The 23,707-nt window shown below is 40.2% G+C and carries 18 protein-coding genes; 1 reads left to right on the top strand and 17 read right to left on the bottom strand.

Features of this window, described 5'->3' with window-relative positions:
- Positions 1-242: 242 nt before the first annotated feature.
- A complete protein-coding gene (locus ACIQ38_RS02345) occupies positions 243-2,390 on the bottom strand; it encodes a GmrSD restriction endonuclease domain-containing protein (protein ID WP_402817439.1) in 2,148 nt (715 codons plus the stop codon).
- A 12-nt stretch (positions 2,391-2,402) separates the two neighbouring features.
- The gene (locus tag ACIQ38_RS02340; RefSeq protein ID WP_402817437.1) at positions 2,403-4,076 is read right to left on the bottom strand and encodes a DUF262 domain-containing protein; all 1,674 of its coding nucleotides are present in this window, start codon (positions 4,074-4,076) and stop codon (positions 2,403-2,405) included.
- 137 nt (positions 4,077-4,213) lie between these two features.
- Between ACIQ38_RS02340 and ACIQ38_RS02335 the strand changes: the two genes are divergently transcribed.
- Entirely contained in the window at positions 4,214-4,564 is a 351-nt protein-coding gene (locus tag ACIQ38_RS02335) for a hypothetical protein (protein ID WP_402817435.1), read from the top strand.
- A gap of 18 nt (positions 4,565-4,582) precedes the next feature.
- On the opposite strand, the gene ACIQ38_RS02330 is transcribed toward ACIQ38_RS02335, so the two are convergent.
- The 15 genes from ACIQ38_RS02330 to ACIQ38_RS02260 all read right to left on the bottom strand — a co-directional run bounded on the left by ACIQ38_RS02330 (position 4,583) and on the right by ACIQ38_RS02260 (position 23,695).
- A complete protein-coding gene (locus ACIQ38_RS02330) occupies positions 4,583-4,759 on the bottom strand; it encodes a JAB domain-containing protein (RefSeq protein WP_402817433.1) in 177 nt (58 codons plus the stop codon).
- Between the two features lie 491 nt (positions 4,760-5,250).
- Positions 5,251-8,487, bottom strand: a complete 3,237-nt coding sequence (locus tag ACIQ38_RS02325; RefSeq protein ID WP_402817431.1) for an immunoglobulin-like domain-containing protein — start codon at positions 8,485-8,487, stop codon at positions 5,251-5,253.
- 408 nt (positions 8,488-8,895) lie between these two features.
- The gene (locus ACIQ38_RS02320; RefSeq protein WP_402817429.1) at positions 8,896-9,090 is read right to left on the bottom strand and encodes a hypothetical protein; all 195 of its coding nucleotides are present in this window, start codon (positions 9,088-9,090) and stop codon (positions 8,896-8,898) included.
- On the bottom strand, positions 9,074-9,934 hold the full coding sequence (locus ACIQ38_RS02315) for an ROK family protein (protein ID WP_402817427.1): 861 nt from the start codon (positions 9,932-9,934) through the stop codon (positions 9,074-9,076). The genes ACIQ38_RS02320 and ACIQ38_RS02315 overlap by 17 nt, the downstream gene beginning before the upstream one ends.
- Before the next feature lie 119 nt (positions 9,935-10,053).
- Positions 10,054-10,674 carry a LutC/YkgG family protein gene (locus ACIQ38_RS02310; protein WP_402817425.1) on the bottom strand — a complete coding sequence of 207 codons (621 nt, stop codon included), beginning with the start codon at positions 10,672-10,674 and terminating at the stop codon, positions 10,054-10,056.
- The gene (locus tag ACIQ38_RS02305) at positions 10,671-12,095 is read right to left on the bottom strand and encodes a LutB/LldF family L-lactate oxidation iron-sulfur protein (RefSeq protein ID WP_402817423.1); all 1,425 of its coding nucleotides are present in this window, start codon (positions 12,093-12,095) and stop codon (positions 10,671-10,673) included. The genes ACIQ38_RS02310 and ACIQ38_RS02305 overlap by 4 nt, the downstream gene beginning before the upstream one ends.
- A gap of 2 nt (positions 12,096-12,097) precedes the next feature.
- On the bottom strand, positions 12,098-12,823 hold the full coding sequence (locus tag ACIQ38_RS02300; protein WP_402817421.1) for a (Fe-S)-binding protein: 726 nt from the start codon (positions 12,821-12,823) through the stop codon (positions 12,098-12,100).
- 178 nt (positions 12,824-13,001) lie between these two features.
- Positions 13,002-15,050: a bifunctional aldolase/short-chain dehydrogenase gene (locus ACIQ38_RS02295; RefSeq protein ID WP_402817419.1), complete on the bottom strand. Its 2,049-nt coding sequence runs from the start codon at positions 15,048-15,050 to the stop codon at positions 13,002-13,004.
- Positions 15,047-16,642: a ribulokinase gene (locus tag ACIQ38_RS02290; protein ID WP_402817417.1), complete on the bottom strand. Its 1,596-nt coding sequence runs from the start codon at positions 16,640-16,642 to the stop codon at positions 15,047-15,049. The genes ACIQ38_RS02295 and ACIQ38_RS02290 overlap by 4 nt, the downstream gene beginning before the upstream one ends.
- A 14-nt stretch (positions 16,643-16,656) precedes the next feature.
- Positions 16,657-18,441 carry an L-fucose isomerase gene (locus tag ACIQ38_RS02285; protein ID WP_402817415.1) on the bottom strand — a complete coding sequence of 595 codons (1,785 nt, stop codon included), beginning with the start codon at positions 18,439-18,441 and terminating at the stop codon, positions 16,657-16,659.
- 15 nt (positions 18,442-18,456) lie between these two features.
- Complete coding sequence (locus ACIQ38_RS02280) at positions 18,457-19,893, bottom strand: rhamnulokinase (RefSeq protein ID WP_402817413.1); 1,437 nt, start codon at positions 19,891-19,893, stop codon at positions 18,457-18,459.
- 12 nt (positions 19,894-19,905) lie between these two features.
- Entirely contained in the window at positions 19,906-20,547 is a 642-nt protein-coding gene (locus ACIQ38_RS02275; RefSeq protein ID WP_402817411.1) for a class II aldolase/adducin family protein, read from the bottom strand.
- Positions 20,548-20,570: 23 nt separating this feature from the next.
- On the bottom strand, positions 20,571-21,551 hold the full coding sequence (locus ACIQ38_RS02270) for a Gfo/Idh/MocA family protein (RefSeq protein ID WP_402817410.1): 981 nt from the start codon (positions 21,549-21,551) through the stop codon (positions 20,571-20,573).
- A gap of 117 nt (positions 21,552-21,668) precedes the next feature.
- Positions 21,669-22,652, bottom strand: a complete 984-nt coding sequence (locus ACIQ38_RS02265) for an ABC transporter substrate-binding protein (RefSeq protein WP_402817408.1) — start codon at positions 22,650-22,652, stop codon at positions 21,669-21,671.
- A gap of 56 nt (positions 22,653-22,708) precedes the next feature.
- Positions 22,709-23,695 carry an ABC transporter permease gene (locus ACIQ38_RS02260; RefSeq protein ID WP_402817406.1) on the bottom strand — a complete coding sequence of 329 codons (987 nt, stop codon included), beginning with the start codon at positions 23,693-23,695 and terminating at the stop codon, positions 22,709-22,711.
- Positions 23,696-23,707 lie beyond the last annotated feature (12 nt).

The raw sequence follows: 23,707 nt of genomic DNA, 5'->3' as shown, positions 1-23,707 counted from the left end.
TGATGATTTTTTGAGTTAGGAATGTGGTACGCAAAGAAAAAACCCCACCATTAGGCGAGGTTAAGATTTTAATTAAAAAGATGGGTTATAAGTAGCTTAACATTGACATTACTGTAGAACTTTAACAAAATATTTGTGAAACGCCCATTCGCTGCTCACTAGTTGGCATGACAAATTCACATTTGTGAATATCAATCGAAGAAATTCCATAGCTGCTTGTGATATCATTATTGTTCCTCATTCTAAACAGATATGGTTGCTACTTGATTTGCATGCTTGACTAAAGCAACTCCTCGCTCAATAAAATCGACATCCTCTAAGTTTTCATCTAGCAATGCAACCGATGCACAAATATCTTCGTCACCTGCATAGTGCCACTTACCATTCGAAATCCAAAAAGTAATCCCACAATTAGTTTTTAACTTACTTTTTTCACTAAGCCGAGCAACAGTCTGGCTATATGTACATATTGATGAATCATTAATTTGTTGAATAACAGTATCATAAAATGGGTTTATATGTTCTGATTGTAAATTGACACCGGTTAAACGTTCAATTTGAAAAGTATCTGCATTACTATTTTCAAAAACATATAAAACATTATTTCCTTTCAGCATAGTTGGATATTTAATACAGTAGTACAGCCAGGATGTTTTTTGTTCCGTATTTTCATGTTCAATTAAATACAGTAGCCGTTCGCGTACTGTATTTTTTGGTGTTGCGATCAGTAATTCAAATAGTTGCTTGTACATTCCTGATAAATCTTTACTGTTTGTCCAAATATATTCACGATACATACTACCACACAGAACATAACGTGAGCCAAGATTACTCCATCCAATATGGAGGTCATAATCTTCAATTGTCAGCATCGCACGTGCGAGCAATTTATCTTCTTTTACAAGCTCCTTTGTTAACTTCACAGTTTCATCTGGATAACTTTTAAAAACTGGCAATAATTGATGGACTGCTCCATGAAGTGGCATAATATCCTCTAGCTCATGCAACAATTTCTTGATTTGGGGATTTTTTATAATTAAATCTGCTTTCTCTTTTTCCTGTACTAAACTTGCTCCTGAGAAGCCACTAGCTGTTTTTATTGTTTGTAATGCTTCGTATACAGGTTTATTCATTAAAACAAGATTATCAATTGTTCGTAAAATTTGACCGATTGAATCAAAACGTAAATTACTAGTGTATTTCCCTGCACTTGCTTGGCGAATACGATGGACTAGATTACGTATAATTCGTAGAGTATCTTCAAGATCAAATTCTTGTCCATAACGCTTTTTTTGAATAATTGTGTACAATAATATACGGTCTACTAAACTAAGTCTATTATTAACACAGAGTTCGATCAAATTCGTCTGATAAAATAGCCATGGTATTTTCTGCTGTATCCCTAAAAAATCCCTCTCAATATCAGCTTTATTTTTCCATAAATCCAAAGTATCAAATAAAAACTTAATATTTTCTTTTTTAGCATATATTCGTTTTAAGATAGATGGACGTAAATAAGTATCACTAAAAATCCGTGGGTCTTTCTCTAAAACTTCTTTACTAGCTAAAGCGGAAGTAATAAAGCTAAAAAGATTGACGAATACTTTGTCGATTGTATTATCCGATGCCCGATATCCCCATAACAAATCTGTCCATTTGCTATCTAAAAGATGAGAAAATTCTTTGCTCTCTTTTTGAAAACCTTCTCCCTCTAAAATTTGTTCAAATTGGGCTTTGAAATTTTCAAAATCAGTCAATGCTTTCCCACGCGCATTCATTTTAATATATAATTCATCGCTCAATCCGAATTGACGAAGTTCTAAAAAACTAAAGGTAATAGGACAATTATCACTCTGAAGTAGTGGAATAACTGGAACATCAATCTCTGAGTATTGTTCATGCATCGCATCTAACATGATAAGCATGCCTTCTACAGTCGGATCTTGGAGCCAATGATGTTGAAACCATTTTTCTCCCCGAATGAATCTAGATAATCTTTGATCTATTAATAGTTCAAAATCTATCGGATTTTTGACTATTTCACGACAAAAATCACGTGCACTAATACGCGTTTCATAACTGAACTGTTGTAACTTATCATGTAAATCTATATCTTCTTTTACGCTAAAATACCAATGCAATAAAAATAAGGTTGTTAGACGTTGCTGTCCATCTAATGGTGTTAGAATTCCCTCATTTACCGATCCATATACAAAGTCAAAATCCACCTGACGATTCCCTTGAATTGCCTCTTGTAAATGCAATAATAATACCTCTCTTATTGCTACGGTACGTTCATCCGAACGACCTTGTGCATAATCACGCTGGATCAATGGAATCTTTACTTCATATGAACTTACTAATTGCCAAAAAGTTGTTGGTGTTTGCATAAAATTTCTCCTTTACTGAAAAATGGCCAACGATTGTTCAATTGCCTTCATATATCCTTGACGGTCCTGTTCACTCCAAAGCTGAAAGTGGTCAACTTGATCACTATAATATTTCATAAATGCATTACGTGTACAAATGGGAATAAAACTTCCTTGTTTATCATAGTTTATTAGTCTTTCATACTTTACAGAATAAAAGTGATTACCAAGTGCACTATTAGTTTCTTGATCTAGTAGCACTAAGTTTTCAATACCGTGTACATCCATACCAAATTCCTCTTCTGTTTCTTGTGCTACTTTACTAAATAATTCCTCAAATCGTTCAAAATTTAACCCTTCATCTTGTTTTTCTTCCTTTAATTGCACAATCAATTTATCATATTTATTTTCGGAGTTTAGCGTGTTTAATTGTTCAAGTACATAAATGGTATCTTGTATCCACGCTACCCAAAGCTCTTTTTTAGTTAGACCTATCGGGTTTTGTGCATGGATATGTTCAATTGTCCATCTTTCTTTTTTGTAGCGGTCGAACGGAAACCGTGCCTCATCATTTTTCTGATTGAGAACCGTAACTATATTAAATAAAAGTAATACTTGTTTGATTTTCGAGTTATTCATATTTGGTTCATATGTCAGCTCATGAATATTAATCCCCGCAATACTACCACGAACCTCTTTTTCCAATGCTTGAAGAAAATCTAGTTTGGTCAAAATTGAATCCTTTTTATATAGTTTTAAATAATCTACGATAGAACGTTGCTGTGTCAAATAACCTATATAATGATACAAAGTACGATTATCATACCATTCTTCAAAAAGCGCTAAATACTCCTTAATCTCTAACCATAATGCTTCGAAATCGGTTTCTTCTTGGATTCGATAAAAAGTATAAAATTGATCCTGATGTTTATTTTTAATATTGTCAGTATAAATATCAAATAATAACTCAATTCGACTCGAGTAAGGATCACTTGTATGTATAAAATACCAAAAACGTTCTTGTCGTAATCGACGTTCTATCTGGTCCCATTCATTAGCAAATTCAAACTGTTGCGTTTCAGGTGTTTTTGACAATATCAGCGCCTTGATAAGTTCCGCATTGGTAAGCGGAATTTTACCGCTATTTAAACGACTAAATACTTCACGCACTTCAGTTTGCCCTGTTACTTCATACCAAATTATTTGTACTTGTTCACCAAGTGTTATTAAGAACTTTGTTGGCAATGTTCGACGATTTTCCCGAGGCTGAGCAAACCATTCAGAAATCGTATCAAATGCCTGTTTAAAAAAATAAAAATCTATATTGTTTGCTACGTCATTACTCGCAACATGTTGTCTAATATCCTGAATAAATTGTGCACTGTTAGGCCTTGTCTCATATGCAAGCGAAAAGGGTTCTTGATTTAAATAAGTTAAGATAAGAGCGATTGTCGTTAAACGCTGTTGACCATCAATCACCTCAAATACAGTTAGACCTTCATTCTCTCTTGCCGTTTTACGCACAACGATTGGCTGCAAACAATAAATCCCTTCGTCATGTTTTTGATTCATAAATTGATTAATGTCATCCAATAAATTAATAATTTGCTGTTTTTCCCATCTGTAGCCACGTTGATAAGATGGAATAAAAAAAGCACACTCATCCAACAACGAATTTACTGACTTCATCATAATTACATTTGCCACCGTTATCCCCCTTTTCCATTTACATAATCAATATAGGTTTGTTTTTCTGCTTCCCATTAATTATAAATCATATTTACTAAATTTTCATTTTTTCTGAGTCTATGTCACTATTTTTAGAACCTTGGACTTCATATAAGATGAAGATTTTGAGAATCATTTCTTTGTATAACTATTTACTACGAAAGAAAATCGTACAGAAGAATTCAATAGCTATGGTGAATCGCATAAAAGTTATTAAGAAAGAGCGAACGCATCTAACTAAAGACGAAATAGATATACTCTTACCAGCAATTGACCATCCCATTGTTCACTATGTTGTGGTAATGATGCTGAATACAAGTATACGAATCCGAGAATATATCGAACTTTCACTTCAAACTGTAGACTTAGTTGAGAAGGAAGTGCATATCATTGAAGGAAAAGGTTGTAAAAGAAATGCTAAAATTCCTATCAAATATCATAGCCCTCCTACTAACTCTTTGTGCTAATCAGAAAAGCTTTTACCTCTATTTAACTGAAACGGCTTCCGGTGAGGGTGAGCTATTCCCACTAGGATGATTATACCCTACCATAATGTAAGCTGCGTTCGAGAGAATGCATTTCATAATCTCCCTTGAATGTACGATGCTTGCATTCAAACTCAATACATGGCAAATATTTATTGATAATAGAGAGTTTTCCACATCAAGAGAAATTACAATAAATGCTTCCCGGTCAAAATCCCTAAGAAATGTTTAATAAGTTTGTACGCATCTTCAGGCGATCTGATATTTCTTTCCTAGTAGAGTAAGCTTGATTCTTTTACTAATTTAACACTAACGATATTGATTCTTTTTGATGGCTGATTCTTCATACCCTTTTCTCCTCCAATTTAAATAAGACCTCATTCCATTAAGTGGAATTAGGTCTTATATTATTATTTCAATATATTAATATAATCTTAATAACTGGTATGAAACGGATAATCTTAACAATAGATTTATCATTTAGTTCCTGATAACTATTAATAGAAATCGTTCGTACTATAATATTATTTCTTACATCAGAGGAAGGAATCTATACATAAAGAAAAGCCTCTTAATCGATTTCTCGATCAAGAGACTTTCCTCATCCTCAAAACCTAGCTTTCTCAAACCAAATTATCAGAATTATTTTAGAACGTGGTATCTAAAGATTATTGACCAAGAACTGTTACGTGGAATACTTTAGTTACAGCTGGTGCTGCACCATTTGTAATAGTTGCTGTTAATGTAACTGAAGCATTTGCACCATTAGGTCTAACTACGGTACCATCAGTTGCTACTATAGCAGCATCTGAAGTTGCCCAAGAAATTGTTGATCCTTGTGCTCCTAAAGTAGGTAATGTTAAGTCAGATGTTACACTGTTTAAGTTACCAGCAATAGTTAGTGCTGTTTGATCAGCTGCTGCTTTTTCAGCATCAGTAGCTGCAGCTGCTTTTACTACTACATTAAATACTTTTGTAGTTTTAACTGTTGGAACAGCAGTAGATGCAATTGTTGCAGTTAATGTAACTGCTTTATCTCCAGTAGTGAATGAAGGACGTGTTATAACACCCGCATTAGTTACTACTGTTGCATCACTTGAAGTCCAAGTAACACCTGTTTGACCAGATACACCTGCTGCAGCTAATGTTAAGTCAGCAACAACATTATTCAAGTCTCCAACAATTGTTAACGCTGAAGTATCTGAGTTAACGATTGCTTGTTGAGCGCCACCTAATTTAGCTTCTTCAGCTGTTAATAGTGCATAGTTTGTTACAATGTCTTTTAATGCTGGTGTTAATGCATCATAAAGACCTCTTGCAGTATTTACTTCTGCTTGAGTCGCATTAGGTTTTGTGAATGCTGCGATAGCATCAACAGTTGGTTTAGCTAAAAGTGTTTGGCTAGCTACTTTTGTACCTACTAATGAAGTAACAACACCATTTGCTACAGTAACATTTGAAACTTCGTCATTTACAGCTAGAGCAGTAAAGATGTTTGCATCACCTGTTGTGATAACTGAACCTTGTGCTGTTTTAAGGATAGTACCAGCTCCAAGAACGTAAGCAACATTGTTAACATAAATTACTTTGTTAGCAGTGTCTTCAAATGTAACAGCACCAGAAACTGGAGTTGCAACGCCATAACCAATTGTTGCAGTACCTTTATCTTTAGAAACTGATACATTGTAAGCAAGTTCATCTTGGTTAACTACGCCAGTAGTTGATTCGATAGTAAGTGCTGAAGTAGGTTGGTAACCTCTATCAGAAGATACAACTTTAACTACTTTAAGTGTAGTAGCATTTACGTATTCAACATCATATACAGCTTTGCGGCTTAAATTATCGCTAACTGTGATAGTACCTTCTAAATCTTCTTTAAATTCATGACCATGTCCTGGATTGTTTAAGAATGAGAATGTTAATTCATCTGAAACAGATAGTCCAGCATCACCTTTGTCAGTTAAAGTGATTCCAGTTGAAGCAAATGCACCTTCAAAGATTGTTCTCTTAGCTGGTGTTGTGCTTTCAGCATTGTTTCCTTTAACTCCATCTTTACCTGGAGCATATTGGTATGCTTCAAATACGTTAGCAGAATCTTGAGTTAAGTTAACTGCTCTTAGAGTCCAAGTACCATCAGAATTTACTGTAGTAGTACCCATTAAGTCATTACCACGGTAAACTTTTACAGTGTTTCCAGCTTGGCCTTTACCACTTAGGTCATAGTTGAAACCGTCGAAACGTACGTCAGCTTTAGGATTTGTAAATCCAGTGTTTGCTGATTTAGTTACATCAACTGTGATGTTCCAAGTTGATACGTTAGCAGCATTAGTTTTGTAATCAACTGTTAAAGTATCGCCATCTGATAGAGCAGCTTCGAATGCTTCTTGTGAAACTTTTTGTCCACGGATGAAGAATGCATCGTTGCTATCCCATTTGTATTTTTTACCTTCTGCATAAACATAGTCGTTAGCTGCAGATACGTATAGGTCAGTAATAGTAAGTTCTTCAATTACGTTATTTTTTTGTAATTGGAAGAAGTGAGTTACAGATGCAACTTTAGTCTTTTTGTCGCCATCAAGTTTAGATAGTTTTGGTTCTACATAAGTAACTGAAGTAGTGTCAGCATTTGAGTTATAAGCTGCTGCAATTGTGAACACTAAGTTACCATTAGAATCAGTTACACCAGTCCATGAGTGAGCAGATGTAGTGATTGGTTGACCATTTACAGAAGTGATTACCGCTGCAGATGTACCAGTAACTTTTCCATCTTTATTAACTTGGTTTAAGTCAACAGTTACACGACCAACATAAGGAGTTCCGTCAGTGTTTGTTAATTTAACATTGTAAGTACGTGAATCTGTAGCTTCAACATAAGCTACATCAGTTTCGTTAACTGCAATACCTGAAGTATCAGCTACAGCTGCAGTTTTGAATGAAACCGATTTACCTTGCCAAGTAACAGTGTACTCAGTGTCAGCTTTTTGTGTAGAAGTTGTTAAAATAACAGATTTTTTGTCATCTGAAAGTTTAGCAGATTGTACTGTTAAACCGTTGATTTTAAATTGACCAGCTTCTAAAGTTGTAAGGTTTTTATCTAATGTATAAGCTTTAGAGAATTTAACTGTAACAGTGTTTTTACCATCACCAGAAGCAGAAATTGCTTGTAGTGGAAGTGAAGCTGCTACATCAGCATAGCTTTTCTCTAATTGAGATTTGAAAGTGAATTTCGCATCTTTAAGAGTTAAGTTGTAGTCAGCTTTTGCAAGTTCTGCAGCAGCTTCTTCTAACTTGTTGTCTTTGATTAAAGCAGAAGCTTTATCTAAGTGCATTTTAACTGTAACGTCATATTTAACTGACTCAAGTGAAGCTTCCATAGCTGGTTTAACAGCGTTACGGATACCGTCACGAGTAGATTGTCCGTATACACGGTCAAGTAATTTAGCTTGTTTTGTTTTGTATTCGAAAGATGCTGCATGGTAAATAGTTTCTACTTTACCAAGATCTCCAGATGTGATTGCTGCATTAAGATCAGCAGTTAAGTCAACGATTTTTTCACTTGAAGTGATAGCATCGATATAAGATGTAGCACGGAAAACTTGTAATTTTGGTTCAACAAGTTGTGCTGTTACTTGTAATTTTTCATCTACAGATAATTTAGCTGCTGCTGCTTCTGCTGCTGCGATAGCTTTTTTAGCTGCATTGAATTGATCGTATGGACGTGTTTTGTAATCAGCAGAACCTTCTACTGAGATAGCCCATTTTAATACTGTACCTGCATTTTGTGCGTTTGTTACTAATTGTTTTACATTAGTTGCTGCGTCAGCTTGTTGTGCTGGTGCTGCTGCAACGAATGCTGAAGCTGCTACTGCAGTTGAAGCTGCAATTTTGATAGCTTTTTTCTTCATAAACTTGTGATCTCCCTTCGCTTGTGTGTTGCAATTTTGTAGTGTGTAACGCCGGTCGCTTGATAGCGTCCAATATCATCACCCTAACTAATATATGAGTATACAAAACTCTTATGTTAAAATCAACTAGAAACCTAAAAGATTACCAGTTTATTTTTGAGGATGATGTTTTGAAAGCACCAAGGACTCTATTACATGTTCCATATTACAGGAATATTAAAATTTATGCTACCTTTTTTTCTGAATAATTATTACCATTTTTAGAAGGTTAGATTACCCATACTTGTTTTTTTCGTTAAATAGAATTTTCTTGCTATTTTTTTGTTTAATATTATAGTAGATTTCTCTTAATGAATTAATTTATTTTAAATTTCTTTGTGTAAATGCGTGCATTTTTTAAAATTTATGTTATGATGTACAGTATAGAAGGTTACTTACAGACGTGTAACGCCGTAAACTTGTTTGTACATTCATTAGTGTGCAGCCTTCTACTTCCTTCGTTTTATCGCTCAAGAAAAGAAGCATCTGAACTTCGGATGCTTCTTTTCTTATTTTATCGCCTTTTGTTAATGCAGAAGGCGTTTTTTTATATTTGAGAAGCAAACACTAATCCTCCGATCAGCCCCGCATTCTCCCCTAATGCTGGTAAGACAATTGTTTCATCTAGATTAGCAAGTGCTGGATAGTAAGTGTAGCCATTTAGTTGATCTTTCATGTTTTGTTTTATTTTCGGGAGGAGTTGAGGTTGTTTCATTACCCCTCCACCAATGATAATACGGTCGGGTGCGTGGGCGAGCATCATTTGGTAGACCCCTTGTGCGATATAGTTTGCTTCCGTCTCCCATGCAATATGGTTTGCTGGGAGATTTTTTGCGTTTGTATTCCACCTTTTTTCGATTGCTGGACCGGATGCTAGTCCTTCGAAGCAGTCTGTATGGAATGGGCAATTGCTTGGCGCTGTGTCTTTAGGTATTCGTTTAATCCATACATGACCCATTTCGGGGTGTTGGGCGGTAGGTAGGAATTGTTTGTTTACGACTACTCCCCCGCCGATTCCTGTCCCTATTGTGATGTATAGGACGGTTTTATCTTCAGTTCCCGCACCATATACCGCTTCTCCTAGCGCGGCTACGTTTACGTCGCTTTGCAGTTCGATTGGGATGTTTAGGTTATCTTTTAATGTTTTAAGGAATGGAAAGAAGCGCCATGCTAGTTTTGGTGTGTCTAGTATTGTTCCATATAATTCGCTTTCTCGGTCAATGCTTACTGGACCGAAAGCGCCGATTCCGATTGCTGTTACTCGGTTTTCTATGAAAAAGTTGGTGAGTTGTGGCATGTTTTCAGCTGGTGAAGTTGTTTGGAATTGTGCTTGTTTTATGATATTGCCGTTTTCATCGCCGATTGCACAGTTCATCTTTGTACCACCTGCTTCTATAGATCCTAGCATTTTAAAGCCTCCTTTTTAATAGAGTAGAAAAGTTGTATATACTAGTTAAATCGTCTTAGCATTATTTTTGTCAAAATTTTTTGTAGTATTAAGCTTTCATTTCTATTGTAAACAAATTGTTATGTTTCTTCGTCAATGATGATATATATTGTGCGTAAAGGTCCATGTACGCCGACTACTAGATAGCTTTCTATGTCGGCGGAATTGCTTGGACCTGTTATATAGTTAACACAGGATGGGATCGACTTTCCTTGTTTTACGCGTTCGTGCAGGTCCCTCATGCTTTCTTTTAAGCGTGGGACGATTACTTCTACTGGAATAAGTACGATATGGATTTCTGGAAGTAGACTGACAGATCTTCCTTTGTTGTTTTCGTTTAGGAGTACTACTGTGCCGGATTCTGCTAATGCTTGGTCGCAGTATGTGATGCCTATTTTTGCTCGTTCGGCATTGGTGATGTTTTGATCACCAAGAATTGGATTCCATTTGTTTGTGTTATTATCGAGCCAGGTTTCTAGTGAATCGGTTGCTCCATGAATGGATGATAGTATTTCATTTACAGGAGTTCCTTCTATTATATTATTTAATTCGTTTATTAGATTGGTTGGTGTTGTTTCGATGATTTCTGCTCGGATTAGTTTAGCCGATTCGATAAATACTTGTTTGAGAGAGTTTGTTTCGATTGCACTGTAGACGCTCGATACGGGACCTTCTATTTGCTTTCTTGCTAGTTTAGTCATTGGGTCTCCTCTCTTTCTTTCATCCAATCACGGAACCGGCTTTGTTTAGGTGTTGGGAAGTCTCGACTGTTCGTCCATTCTTTTAGGAGTCCTGGACCGTTCGAGATTTTTTGTTTGTTTTTTAATAGCATTTTGAGGCTGACTGCTGCCATTTTGGAACCACCTGTATATACCGCGTTTGTAGATGCGCCGAAGCCAAATGCTTTCATCATGAGCCTTTCGCTAATAGGTGCTTTTCCTTCTGTTTCTACGATTTTTTGACGATGTTTTAATAGTAAATTGTGTAACGGTATTTTCACTGGGCAGACGTCTGTGCATGCTCCACAAAGGGTTGAAGCGTATGGTAATTCTTTATGGTCTTCGTATCCGTCGAGTAGTGGTGTCAGTACTGCTCCGACAGGTCCTGGGTAAATGGAGCCGTATGAGTGTCCTCCGATATGACGGTAAACTGGGCAGACGTTTAAACAGGCTCCGCATCGGATACATTGTAGTATTTCCTGAAAGTCTGTACCGAGTATTTTTGAGCGCCCATTGTCTACGATTACGACGTGCAATTCTTCCGGACCATCTATTTCTTCTTGCTTTTTCGGTCCTGTGAGTAGCGTGATATAGCTTGTAAGGCGCTGGCCGACAGCAGCTCTAGTAAGGAGGCTAACCATAATGTCTAAATCTTCGAATGTTGGTACGAGCCGCTCCATTCCCATGACGGTAATTTGTGTTTTAGGGATGGTTGTGACTAAGCGAGCATTTCCTTCATTAGTAACAAGACAGATAGTGCCGCTTTCTGCTACTCCGAAGTTACAGCCTGTGATACCGACTTCAGCTTCTAGAAACTTTTCTCTCAATGTATAGCGGGCGTGTTTTGCGAGTTCGTCTGGATCGGCGGATTTTGTGTAGCCGAGTTTTTCGACGAAGACGTCTCGGATTTGTTCTTTCTTTTTATGTAATGCGGGTGCGACGATATGGGATGGTGGGTCGTGATCGTCGATTTGCAGAATGTATTCTCCTAGGTCCGTTTCAACCACCTCACAGCCAATCGCTTCGAGTGCTTGGTTTAGGCTGATTTCTTCGGTGACCATCGATTTGGATTTGACGATTTTTTGGGCGTTCTTTTGTTGTACGACTTGTTGGATGTATTGGGTAGCTTCTTTGTCGTCTTTCGCGAAAAAGACATGTCCGCCACTTTTCGTTACTTGCTCGCTGAATTGTTCTAAGTAGTGCGCAAGATTGTCTACGGTATGTTGGCGGATTTCTTGTCCTGCTTCTCTCCATTTTTCCCATTCGCCTAGTTGTTCGGTTGCGAGGTTTCTTCGTGCTCCAAGGCCATCTTGGGCATTAGATACGGCTTTACGCATAAAGTCATTTTGGAGTTCGGATTCTAGACGTTTTTTGAATGGTCCTTGCTTTATTTTGATGGACATTGTTATTCCTCCATTCCTCGGTTTAATACTTCGGCAATATGGAGCACTTGGACGGGTTGGCTTTCGCGTGATAGGCGACCTCCTATGTTCATGAGACAACCACAATCTGCTCCTATTAAGTAATCGATATCTGCAGTCATGATGTTGGTTACTTTTTCTTTGACCATTTCGGCGGAGATATCCCCCATTTTGACGGAGAAGGTCCCTCCGAAACCGCAACATTGTTCTTGTCCTTTTAGTGGTTTTATTTCCAGATTATCGACATTGTTTAAAAGCGTTTTTGCCTCTTCTTTTGCTTTTAAAAGTCTGGTCATGTGGCATGATGTGTGGAATACGGCTTTTCCTGGTAGGGATGTGTCTACTTTGGTGACACCTAGCACATGGACGATGAATTGGGTGAGTTCGTACGTTTTGTCTGCTACTTGTTTGGCGATTGTGTGCCATATTGGGTCGTCTCGGAAAATATGTTCATATTCTTTTAGCATGAGTGCGCATGAGCCGGATGGTGTGACGATATATTCGGCGTGTTGGAACGTTTCGAGCAAATGCTTCATTGCTGGTTTTGCTTCGTGAAGGTAGCCGCTGTTGTAGGCGGGTTGACCACAGCAGATTTGACCAGTTGGGTAGTCAATTTCGCAGCCTAGTTTTTCGAGTAGTTCCACCGTTGCGATGCCGACGTTTGGCTGGAATAGGTCGACTAGGCATGTGGAGAATAGAGTTACGCGCATGTTCGTTCTTCCTTTCTGAAAAAAGTCGCTTCGGTTGGAAGCGACTTTTTTTGAGTTTGTTGGACTGGTGGGTCGCTTTGTGGGACTCGGTGTCCTGTTTGTTGAACTTGCAGTCCGATTGATCTGGATTTTAGAGTTTTGTTACAGGATTGTTACGGGTGCCTGGCACCCGTAACAATTATCTTGTGAAAGCTGCGGCTACTCCGCCGTCTACTGTTAGCATGCAGCCGGTTGTTTTGGTTGCTTTGGATGAGGCGAAGAAGACGATTGCTTCGGCTATGTCTCTTGGATAGATATTTTCTTTCAGAACGGTTCGCTTGCGGTAATGTTCTTCTAGTTCATCTGGTTCGATGCCGTATGCAGTTGCTCGTTCTTCACGCCATTTGGATCCCCAGATAGCTGAGCCTTGTAGGACTGCGTCTGGTAGTACTGAGTTGGCACGGATGCCGAAGTCTCCTCCTTCTGTAGCTATGCAGCGTGCCAGATGTACTTCCAGTGCTTTTACTGCGCTGTATGCGGATGCATTTTTGCCGGCATAGATGGAGTTTTTGGAGCCGATGAATATCATGCTGCCTCCTATGCCTTGGGTTTTCATGAGTTTGAATGCTTCTCTGGAGACGAGGAAGTATCCTGTTCCGAGTACGTTCATATTGAGATTCCATTCTTTTAGCGTTGTCTCTTCGAATGGACTAGATGTTGCTAGACCTGCATTGTTTACTAGTATGTCTACTCCGCCGTATGTGCGGGTTACTTGTTGAAATGCGGAAATGATTTGTTCTTCGCTTGTCACGTCCATCTGCACTGCGGTTGCTCTACCTTCGCCGTATGCTTCGTTTATTTCACTAGCTATTTTTTGCGCACCTTCTACATTTAAGTCGGCGAGGACGACATGAGCCCCTTGGGATGCTAGTAGGCGGCATGTTTCACTTCCGATTCCTCCTGCTCCACCCGTGACGAATGCTACTTTTCTAGAAAACTCGGCTTCTTTTGGCGCAAGTGATAGTTTGTATAGCTCTAATGGCCAGTACTCGATGGCGAATGATTCTGCTTCAGTAAGTGACGTGAATCCTCCCAGTGCATCTGAGCCTTTCATGACGGTGATCGCACGGCGGTATAGGGCTCCGCTAATAAGGGCAGATGCTTTGTCTTTTCCTGTGTTGATCATGCCGATACCCGGAATTAGAATGACACGTGGTGATGGGTTAAACATTTTGTCTTCGGCTGAAGCATGGTCTTCAAAGTACTTTTTATATGCAATTTGGTAGTTTTCGATGCTTGTTCTGATTGTTTCTAGATTGCCGTCCCAGTTGATGAAAAGCGGGATGCGTTTTGTGTGTACTAGATGATCGGGGCAGGCTGCTCCAACTTGAGAGAGTTGCACAGCTCGCTCGCTATTGACGAATTCGAGTACGTCTTCTGTATCATCGTAAGTAATGATTTGACTTTGCTCTTTTGATACTAGTCCACGAAGATATGGAAGAATCTCGTTTACTAGTTGTTCGCGTTTGGCTGGTGGAAATCCTTCTTTTGATTGACCACCGAAAGCGGATTTTTTCTTTAATTCATTATCTATATATGCTTTTGCTTCGTTGATTACTTGTATCGTTTTATCGTAGCTTTCACGCGCTGTATCTCCCCAAACGACTAAACCATGCTTTTCCATGAGGACGAGTTCTGCATCTGGATTGTTTTTTACGCCTTCTGCAATCATTTTGGACAATAAAAATCCGGGGCGTATGTATGGCACCCATACGAATCGGTTCCCGAAGATTTCTTTTGCGATTTCCTTTCCGTTTGGCGCACAGCAAACGCTAATAATGCTATCTGGGTGTGTGTGATCGACGTGCTTGAACGGAAGGAACGCATGTAAGAGTGTTTCAATAGATGCGCGCGGATGCGATTTGTTTTGCATGCAGTGAGCTAAGTAATCGACCATCTCTTCGTCAGACATATCTTCTCTTTCTTGAAGTGGGAGAATATGTTCTAGTTGAAGTGCAGTGAAATTTGCTTCTTTCATCGTTGCAAGGTCAGAGCCGCTTCCTTTTACCCACATGATATCTACTTCTTCTCCTTTGAAGTCGAGGGCAGTTGTTTTGAAAGAAGTGTTTCCTCCTCCCCAGTTGCAAACGCGACGATCTGCACCGATTAAATTGGAACGAAATGTGAGTTCTTCTAGTGTATCCGGTTCTATTGATTTATTGGATGATGCCCAAAGGTTTTGGATCATTGTGAGTTCTCCCCTTTCAGGTTGTGTAAGTCGTGCATGATGGTTGTGTCATGAACAAAGTACTTGCTTAAGTTTTGATAAATATTGAATAGTTGGGTGTACGTTTGTTCATTTTGTTTGTTTGGTTTATAGGTAATCGATTGTTTGGTTGCCATTTTTTCGATTGCATCTGGAAATGTTGCGTATGCATTTGCTGCTACTGCTCCTAGGATGGCAGCTCCGAGTGCGGGTGCTTGGTCGTTTTCTACGACGGTAATTTCTTTTTGCAGGATGTCTGCGTAAATTTGCATCAGTAATGTGTTTTTCTTTGGTATTCCACCAGTTGCGACGACTTGGGTGATCGGGATGCCGTTGCTTTCGAAAAGCTCGATGATTACGCGAGTGCCGAAAGCAGTTGCTTCTAGTATTGCTCGGTAAATTTCGTACGTTTTTGTGGAAAGTTTTTCTCCGATTAGGACACCAGAAAGAGCTGAATCTACGTATGGCGTTCGGCAACCGTTATGCCAATCGAGCGCTATTAGCCCACTTTCTCCTGGTTTAAGTGTTTTTGCTTCATTCGCAAGCGTTTCGAAATCGGTATTATATTTTTTTACAAAGTGTGCAAATAGATCGCCTACTGCGGCTTGCCCTGCTTCATATGCGTAATAGCCAGGTAGAATTCCGTCTTCAACGACGCCGCTGATACCCGGGACGAGCACTTCTTTGTCACTTAATAATAGGTGACAAGTGGACGTGCCCATGACCATGACGAGTGTTCCAGGTTCGCTTACGCCTACACCAGGGAGCGCTGCGTGTGCATCGATAATACCCACCGCTACTGGCGTTCCTTCGTTTAATCCTAATTGTTCGCTCATTTCTTTTGTCAGGTTACCCGCTAATGTGCCGGTGGATTTGACTGCACCAGCGAGTTTTGTTTCATATATATTTTCTAGTTTTGGATGGATCTTTTGGAGTGTTTCATTTGGTAAATAGCCTGTTTCTTTATGCCAAGTTCCTTTGTAGCCGGCAGAACAGCTGTTTCGAGTAAGACTACCGGTTAATATGGATACAACCCAGTCTCCAGCTTCTAAGAATAGATCAATTTCATCGAATAGAGCTGGGTCGTCGTTTGCGATTTCCATTATTTTAGGAAGCATCCACTCCGAGGAGATGCGACCTCCGTATCGGGAAAGCCATTTTTCGTGTTGCATGTTGTTGTTTAATTGCTTGGCTTCGTCTTCTGCTTCATGGTGTTTCCACAGTTTGACGTATGCGTGTGGATTGGTTTCGTATTTTTTTATTGTACATAGCGGTTTTAGCTCTTCATTTACCGGTAAGATGGTGCATGATGTGAAGTCTAGGCCAATACCTATGACGTCGACTGGATTTATGTTTTTTATTACTTCTGGAATGGACTTCGTTAGTACATCTAAATAGTCTTGCGGTACTTGAAGTGCGGTTTCTTTCCCCAAGGCTTTGTTTTTAAGGTACCCAGTAATGACGCCATGGGGGTAGGGCGTCACACTAGTAGCGACGATATCGCCATTTTCGATATTCACTAAAATTACACGGCCCGATTCGGTTCCGTAATCAATGCCAATCGTGTATTTCATGGCTTTCACCTCATTCATTTATACAGAGGACCGAAATTTTGACACGCACGGAAGTCGGCTGCCTCGCTTTGTTCTGTCCCAAACATACTCCACGCACTCGGTCTGAAAATGCGGGATGGCGCAACGTTATGCATATTTACTGGAATGCGCAAGATGGATGCGAGTGTTATCAAGTCCGCACCGATATGTCCGTAACTGACCACACAGTGATTCGCTCCCCAATTATTCATGACAGAGTAAACGTCTGTGAAGGGACCGTCGCCAGTCAAGTTCGGTACAAACCAAGTTGTTGGCCATGTTGGATCTGTTCGAAGATCGAGTGTGTCATGCATGTCGTCATCAAGTTCGATTGTGTGCCCTTCTGCAATTTGAAGAACTGGACCAAGACCCTTTACGTAGTTAAGACGAGCAATTGTTACCGGCATATCGCCTTTTGTCGTGAAATCGCTGGAGTATCCGCCGCCCCTAAAGTATTCGGTCGATGCTGGACGGAATTGTACATTTTTGAGTGTTTCTTCGACTTCTTCGTCTGTAATTTCCCAGAACGGTTTCATGACTGGTTTGCCATCTTTTGTTTGACGACCTGTTCCGTCAAGGGCTGCCGACCCTGAATTGATAAGATGGATGAATCCGTTTTCTGCTTTACCTGTGGGTTCTTTTCCTGTTACTCGTTTTACTGCATCTGGGCTCCAGTACGTTCGTACATCCGCAAAAACTTGTGCAGTGTTTGTGAGCAAGTGCCCCATTGCCATTGTGACACCGTTTAAACTGTCGTTTTCGGTTGCTAATAAATACGGAGCCCGCTTACCGTTCCAATCGAATGATGAATTTAATAGTGTTTCCATAAAGTCGCCATTTGGGAAATAGTCCGTCCATTGGCGCTGCCCTTGGAAGCCTGCGATAAGTGCATTTCGGCCATTTGCTTCTTCTTCAAAGCCCATTTTTGTAAGCTTTTCATTGCCTACCATTAAATCTCGTGCAATAAGGGTCATTTTAATAGAACGTTCCCAGTCACTTTGCTTTTCTTCGTCTGTTCGTTTGAATTGTTCTTTGTTAATATCTTCTCCACGCGTTAAGTTTTCGTTTGCCCATGCAAGGGCTTTTTCATATTCTTCTGTATCATAAATTTCTAGATCCATACGACGAACAAATTCACTCATATCGATGTATTCGTTGCGCATGCCTAAATATTCTTGGAAGAAATCGTCTTTTACAATGCTTCCGGCAATCCCCATGGAAACAGATCCCATTGCCAGATATGATTTTCCTTTGAACATTGCTGCAGCAAGACCCGCTTTTGCAAAGCGCAGTAATTTTTCTTGCACATCTTGCGGGATAGTTGGATCTCCTGCATCTTGTACGTCATGCCCATAAATCCCGAAAGCGGGAAGCCCTTTTTGGTTATATCCAGCCAAAACTGCTGCAAGGTAGACAGCTCCAGGGCGTTCGGTTCCGTTGAAGCCCCAAACCGCTTTTGGCAGATGCGGATCCATATCCATCGTTTCGCTTCCATAGCACCAACATAGAGTCACGGTGATTGATACGCCGACACCTTCTTTTTTGAATTTCTCTGCCGCTTGCGCCGCTTCTGCTACACCGCCGATACAAGTGTCTGCGATGACACATTCTACAGATTCACCGTTATAGTATCGAAGGTTTTCCGATAAGAATGCTGCGACATTTGTTGCCATGTTCATCGTTGTTTCTTCGAGCGATTCACGAACTCCTTTTCGCCGTCCATCAATAGCTGGGCGTATGCCGATTTTTGGTAGTGTTCCGATATAACGTTCTTTTGTCATGTTAAGATCCCTCCGTTAAATATGTAATAGTTGTTGAAATTTTTCGGTTGCTTCTTGCCATTCTGCTTCGTTTTGCGGTTCATACTGAGTCATCTCGAATGAGTTTGCGACGAGTTGCCGTCCTTCTTCGATTGTGCGGATTTCTCCTAGCGCTCTGAGCTGGGATAGTCCATTGCCTAAAGAGCTTGCTTCAGTTGGACCGATATGAACGGGCTTTTTCGTTGCGTTTGCGATAAATTGGCATAGGTTTTTATTTTGCGTTCCTCCACCGCCGATGTATATGGCGGTTGTTTTGGTATTGGTGATTTGTTCTATTTGGTGAATTGTATCTGCATACTTTAGTGCTAAACTTTCAACGAAACAGCGTATATGTGCCCCTGGTGTTAATGGGACTTGCTGATTTGTTTTCATGCAGTATTTTTTAATTGCTTCTGTCATCGATGTTGGGTTGAAAAAAAGCTCGTCGTCCGGGTCGATGATTGTTTGAAAGGGTTGAGCTGCTTGTAATGCCTGAATTTCTTGTTCATATGTGAAGTGGATTCCTTGTTGCTTCCACTCTTCTCTCCATTTTTGTAGAATCCAAAATCCCATGGCGTTTTTTTGGAATCGGTAATGCCCTTCGCTCGTTCCTTCGTTTGTAAAACCTTTTTGAAAAGCTTCCATTGTGGTAATTGGTGTATTTACTTCTTTTCCGATAAGTCCCCATGTCCCGATGCTAATGAAAACAGCGTTTGTTGTTTGAATCGGCAGTGCGGATAGTGCACATGCTGTGTCGTGTCCTGGTACTAATGCCATTTGGATGTTCGGGTGGTTTGTTAACCTGCCGACTATTTGGTGCGGCATTTCGATTGGTGCAAATGGTAGTGTTTGATTGAAAAAAGTGTGTTGAATGTCTTCGTCCCATGTTTTGGTTGCGTTTACTAGTTGGGATGTAGTCGCGATGGTGAATTCATTTATTGTGCTGCCGGATAGTGCGTGCATAAGCAAATTTGGTGTCATGAGTATGTTGTATGTTTCTGATAAATAGTGCGGGTACTGGTCTTGTATAGCCATCAATTGAAATAATGTGTTGATCGGTGAGATTTCGTTGCCTGTTTGTTGGAATAGTTTTTGAGCTGGTATCTTGTTTGTCGCTTGTTTTACGTATGGGACGGAGTGAGTGTCTCTATATGAAAACGGCTTTGTTACGAGATCACCGTTTTTACCCAGTAGACCAAAATCGACGCCCCATGTGTCGATGCCGAGTGATTCAGCCGGAAAATCCACTTTGTTTAAACCTATATTAAGTTCGTGTAATAAGTGATCATAATCCCAGTAATAGTGATTGTTTTGGGCAATTGGCTTGTTGGTGAAGCGATGAATTTCCTTCATATTGAGTGTATTTCCATTAAAGTTTTGGGCAACGAGCCGACCACTGGACGCGCCTAAATCGTAGGCAAGAACTGTTTTCATAACCTTTGACTCCTATTCTTTGAGCAATTTCGAACGATATCTTTCCGCAGATAGGTTACGAAGATCATCGCATTCTTCGTTGGTTAAAATTCGTGGGCCGCCGAAAATGGAGCTGATCGTGTACACTTTCGCAGATTCCTCCGTCAGCTGCATGAAGAAAAAAGCTTCTTTCATCGTCTTGCCTAAAGTGAGCACGCCGTGATTTCGCATGATGATGACATCGTTTGTAACGAGCTCCGCCACTTTTTCTGCAAGTAAATGGGTGGTCGGAATAATGTAATCGATGTAGCCGACGCTTTTCACCATTGCTGGAAAATCCGGAAAGAGCGGCGGAATGTCTTTGCCAGCGGATGACACGCCTACTGAGTATGTCGGGTGCGCATGAAGCACCGCTAGAATTGCATCATTTTTGCGAAAGCATTCTAAATGCATGAGTACTTCGGATGATGGTCGGAGTGTCCCCTCTACTTCCCCTGTTGCGATGTTCACTTTGACCCATTGATGTGGTTCGATTTCTTTCAAATCGAAGCCGCTTGGGGAGATGTACATATGGTCTTGGTCACGCATGCTTAAGTTTCCGCCCGCTCCTACTACTAGGCCTTGGTCTACTAATTTATGGGCGTATTTTGTTAGTTCTTCGATGACTTTGGACATTTGGTCACTTCCTTTCTAGTGTTTTAGGTTGGGATAGCTGTTTTTATTACTTGGTTGATCTTTTCGAGTTCGGTTGTTTGTTGTAGCATTTGTGCTTCTGTATAGGTTGGTTGTTCGTTATTTTCGATTGCTTGCTGGAATGCTTTTATTTGTTCGACGTATGCGTTTGCTGTTACGGTTATTGTTTTATTTTCGTTGTTTGTTTCGTATTGAATAAAGCCTTCGTGATTGTTTAGATCAGTGCGAAATGCGTAAGGCAGCTGCATCGTTCCTTTTGTGCCCATAATATCTATTTTTTGTGTCATCGGTCCGTGGAAGCTTGCGTCGATTTGGGCTAAAATTCCCAATGGGTAGCTAATTTGCACCGCGACATGTGTGTCGACTTGGTGGTTTGATATGCCTTGGATGGCTTGGACCGTTTTCGGACTTTCTTCTATTAAATAGTGAATCGCATTGAGTGGGTAGCAACCGATGTCGTTTAGGACGCCTCCTCCAAGATTCGGGTTAAGACGGATATCATTTTGCCAATCCTTGATGGTGAAATGGAATCGGGAGCGGATGGTTAGGATATCGCCAATTACTCCTTGACCTAGTAGTTCTTTTGCTTTTGCCATTTGTGGATGGAAACGGTACATGAATGCTTCCATTAAGATGACGTTGTGTCGTTTACTTGCTTTTTGTAGTTCGATCAGGTCGGTTGCGTGAAGCACAATTGGTTTTTCGCACAGCACATGTTTTTTCGCTTGGATTGCTGCAAGTGCCCATGTTTTGTGATGCGTGTTCGGAAGCGCTATGTACACTGCATCTATGTCGGATGATTCGAGTAGCTTTTCGTATGTGTCATATGTCTTTGGAATATTGAATTGCGTTGCAAGTGCTTGAGCTTTTCCACTTTGGCTTGCGATTGCGATGATTTCGGCGTTAGATGTTTGTTGAATCGCCGGAATAACCTGTTGTTTTGCGATGTTTGCTGCGCCGATGATACCCCAACGGATCTTTTTCATCTGTGCTTTCCTCCTTTTGGTTATAAGGGTGAATTGTTACAGGATTGTTACAGGTGCCTGGTGTTACAGGTGCCTGGCACCCGTAACAATCCGGGCACCAGTAACACTTTTGTTATGTTATTCGTAGATTGCGGCTTTGATTTCGTCGCTATCGATGTTGTCTTTGTCGTACCAGAAGAAGCCAGTGTCGATTGTTTTTTCTACTGTTTTGCCGTTCATTGCGTCTACTGCTGCTTTGACTGTTTCGTAGCCGATGCCTACTGGGTTTTGTGTAACTGCTCCTGCCATTAATCCGCTTTTGATGGCGTCGATTTGTTGTTTACCGGAGTCGAAGCCGACAACTACTAAGTCACCTGATTTGTTTAGTTCTTGTACTGCGTTTACTACACCGATCGCGGATCCTTCGTTGGAACCGAAGATTCCTTTTAGGTCGCTATGTGCAGCGATAATTGCTTTTGCAAGGTCAGTCGATTTTAAGTGATCCCCACCACCATATTGGATGTCGACGATTTCGATGTTTGGATATTTGGATTCGATTTGCTCTTTGAAGCCATCACGGCGTTGTACACCAGTTACTGATGTTTGGTCATGCACGATTAAGGCAATTTTTCCTTCTTCGCCGATAAATTCAGCCATTTTATCTGCTGCAAGTGCCGCAGCCGCTTTGTTATCTGTTGATGCAGTTGCTAATGGAATATCGCTATCTACTCCTGAGTCAAATGCGACAATTGGTATTTTATTATTATTCGCTTCTTCGAGTAATGGAGTTGCCGCTTGTGAGTCAAGTGCCGCAAATCCTAGAGCATCTGGCTTTTTGTCTAGTGCTGCTCGAAGCATTTCGATTTGTTTGTCTACTTGTGATTCGCTTTCTGGACCTTCAAATGTAATTTTCACATCGAATTCGTCCGCAGCTTGTTCCGCCCCTTGTTTAACAGCTTGCCAGAATTGATGTTGGAAACCTTTTGATACGATTGCTACATAGGGCTTGTCGCCACTAGAGCCTGCGGATGAGGCGCCAGCTTCTGTGTCGTCTGAATTACATGCACCTAAAAGCATAGATACGGCTAACATACTTCCTAAAAACCAAGATCTTTTCTTCATTTATTACTCCCCATTCCCTTTTTTTATATTTCAGTCACTTGGACTAAATACTAGGCTTATTCCTTTCGTCTTCTGAGAATATCCATATATACTGCTAGAATAATAACTAATCCGACTACGACTGTTTGCCATTCTTGCGGGATGGACATGATACGTAGACCATTTGTAAGAACACTCATAATGAGCGCCCCGATGACCGTACCGACAATCGTTCCTTTTCCACCGCTAAGGGAGGTTCCGCCAATAACTACTGCAGCAATCGCTTCCAATTCATACCCTTGACCGAGTGCAGGTTGTGCGGAGTTTAATCGCGATGCCATGATAACACCGGCAATCCCAGTGAAAGCACCAGCTAATGAATAAATTGTCACTTTCCAAAAGTCGACATTTACTCCCGAAAGCTTCGTCGCTTCTTCATTGCTTCCGATTGCAAAATTATAGCGACCTAAAATGGTTTTAGAAAGAATCACAGCACCTATGATTGCTGCAATAAAAAATATTAGAACCGCATTTGGAATTCCAGGAATAAAAGTGCCAAGTGCTATTTTCGTGAATGATTTAAAATCTGTGAAATAAATCGGTGCTGCTCCCGAAATAACAAGCGCCAACCCTTTAGCGATCATCATCATGGCAAGCGTCGCAATAAAGGGAGGAATTTTCAGCTTCGTAATCGCAATCCCACAAAGGAATCCACAAAATGCCCCAGTTGCAATTCCCGCAAAAATCCCTGCAATAATTGGTAATCCAGCATTAACGATGATTACTCCCGTCAATACGGAAGACAGTGTCATCACAGTACCTACTGATAGGTCAATTCCTCCTGTAATGATGACAAATGTGGCTCCGAGTGCTAGTATTCCGATTACTGCAGTTGACAATAATATTCCAATTATATTGCTCCATTGTAGAAAGTTGCCTGATGCAAAAGAGAAGAAGATAACTAGTACGATTAAGCTTCCGAAGGCGAGTGTTTGTTGTATTGCTCCGGGTGGTATTATTTTTTTCTTTGTTGCCTCTTTTTCCATTAGTGTCTCGACATTCATTTACTTCACCCC

It is taken from the genome of Psychrobacillus sp. NPDC096389 (assembly GCF_044762855.1).
Taxonomy (GTDB): Bacteria; Bacillota; Bacilli; order Bacillales_A; family Planococcaceae; genus Psychrobacillus.
The sequence above is the reverse complement of the archived record's forward strand: the minus strand, read 5'-3'. Positions and strand labels throughout refer to the sequence as shown.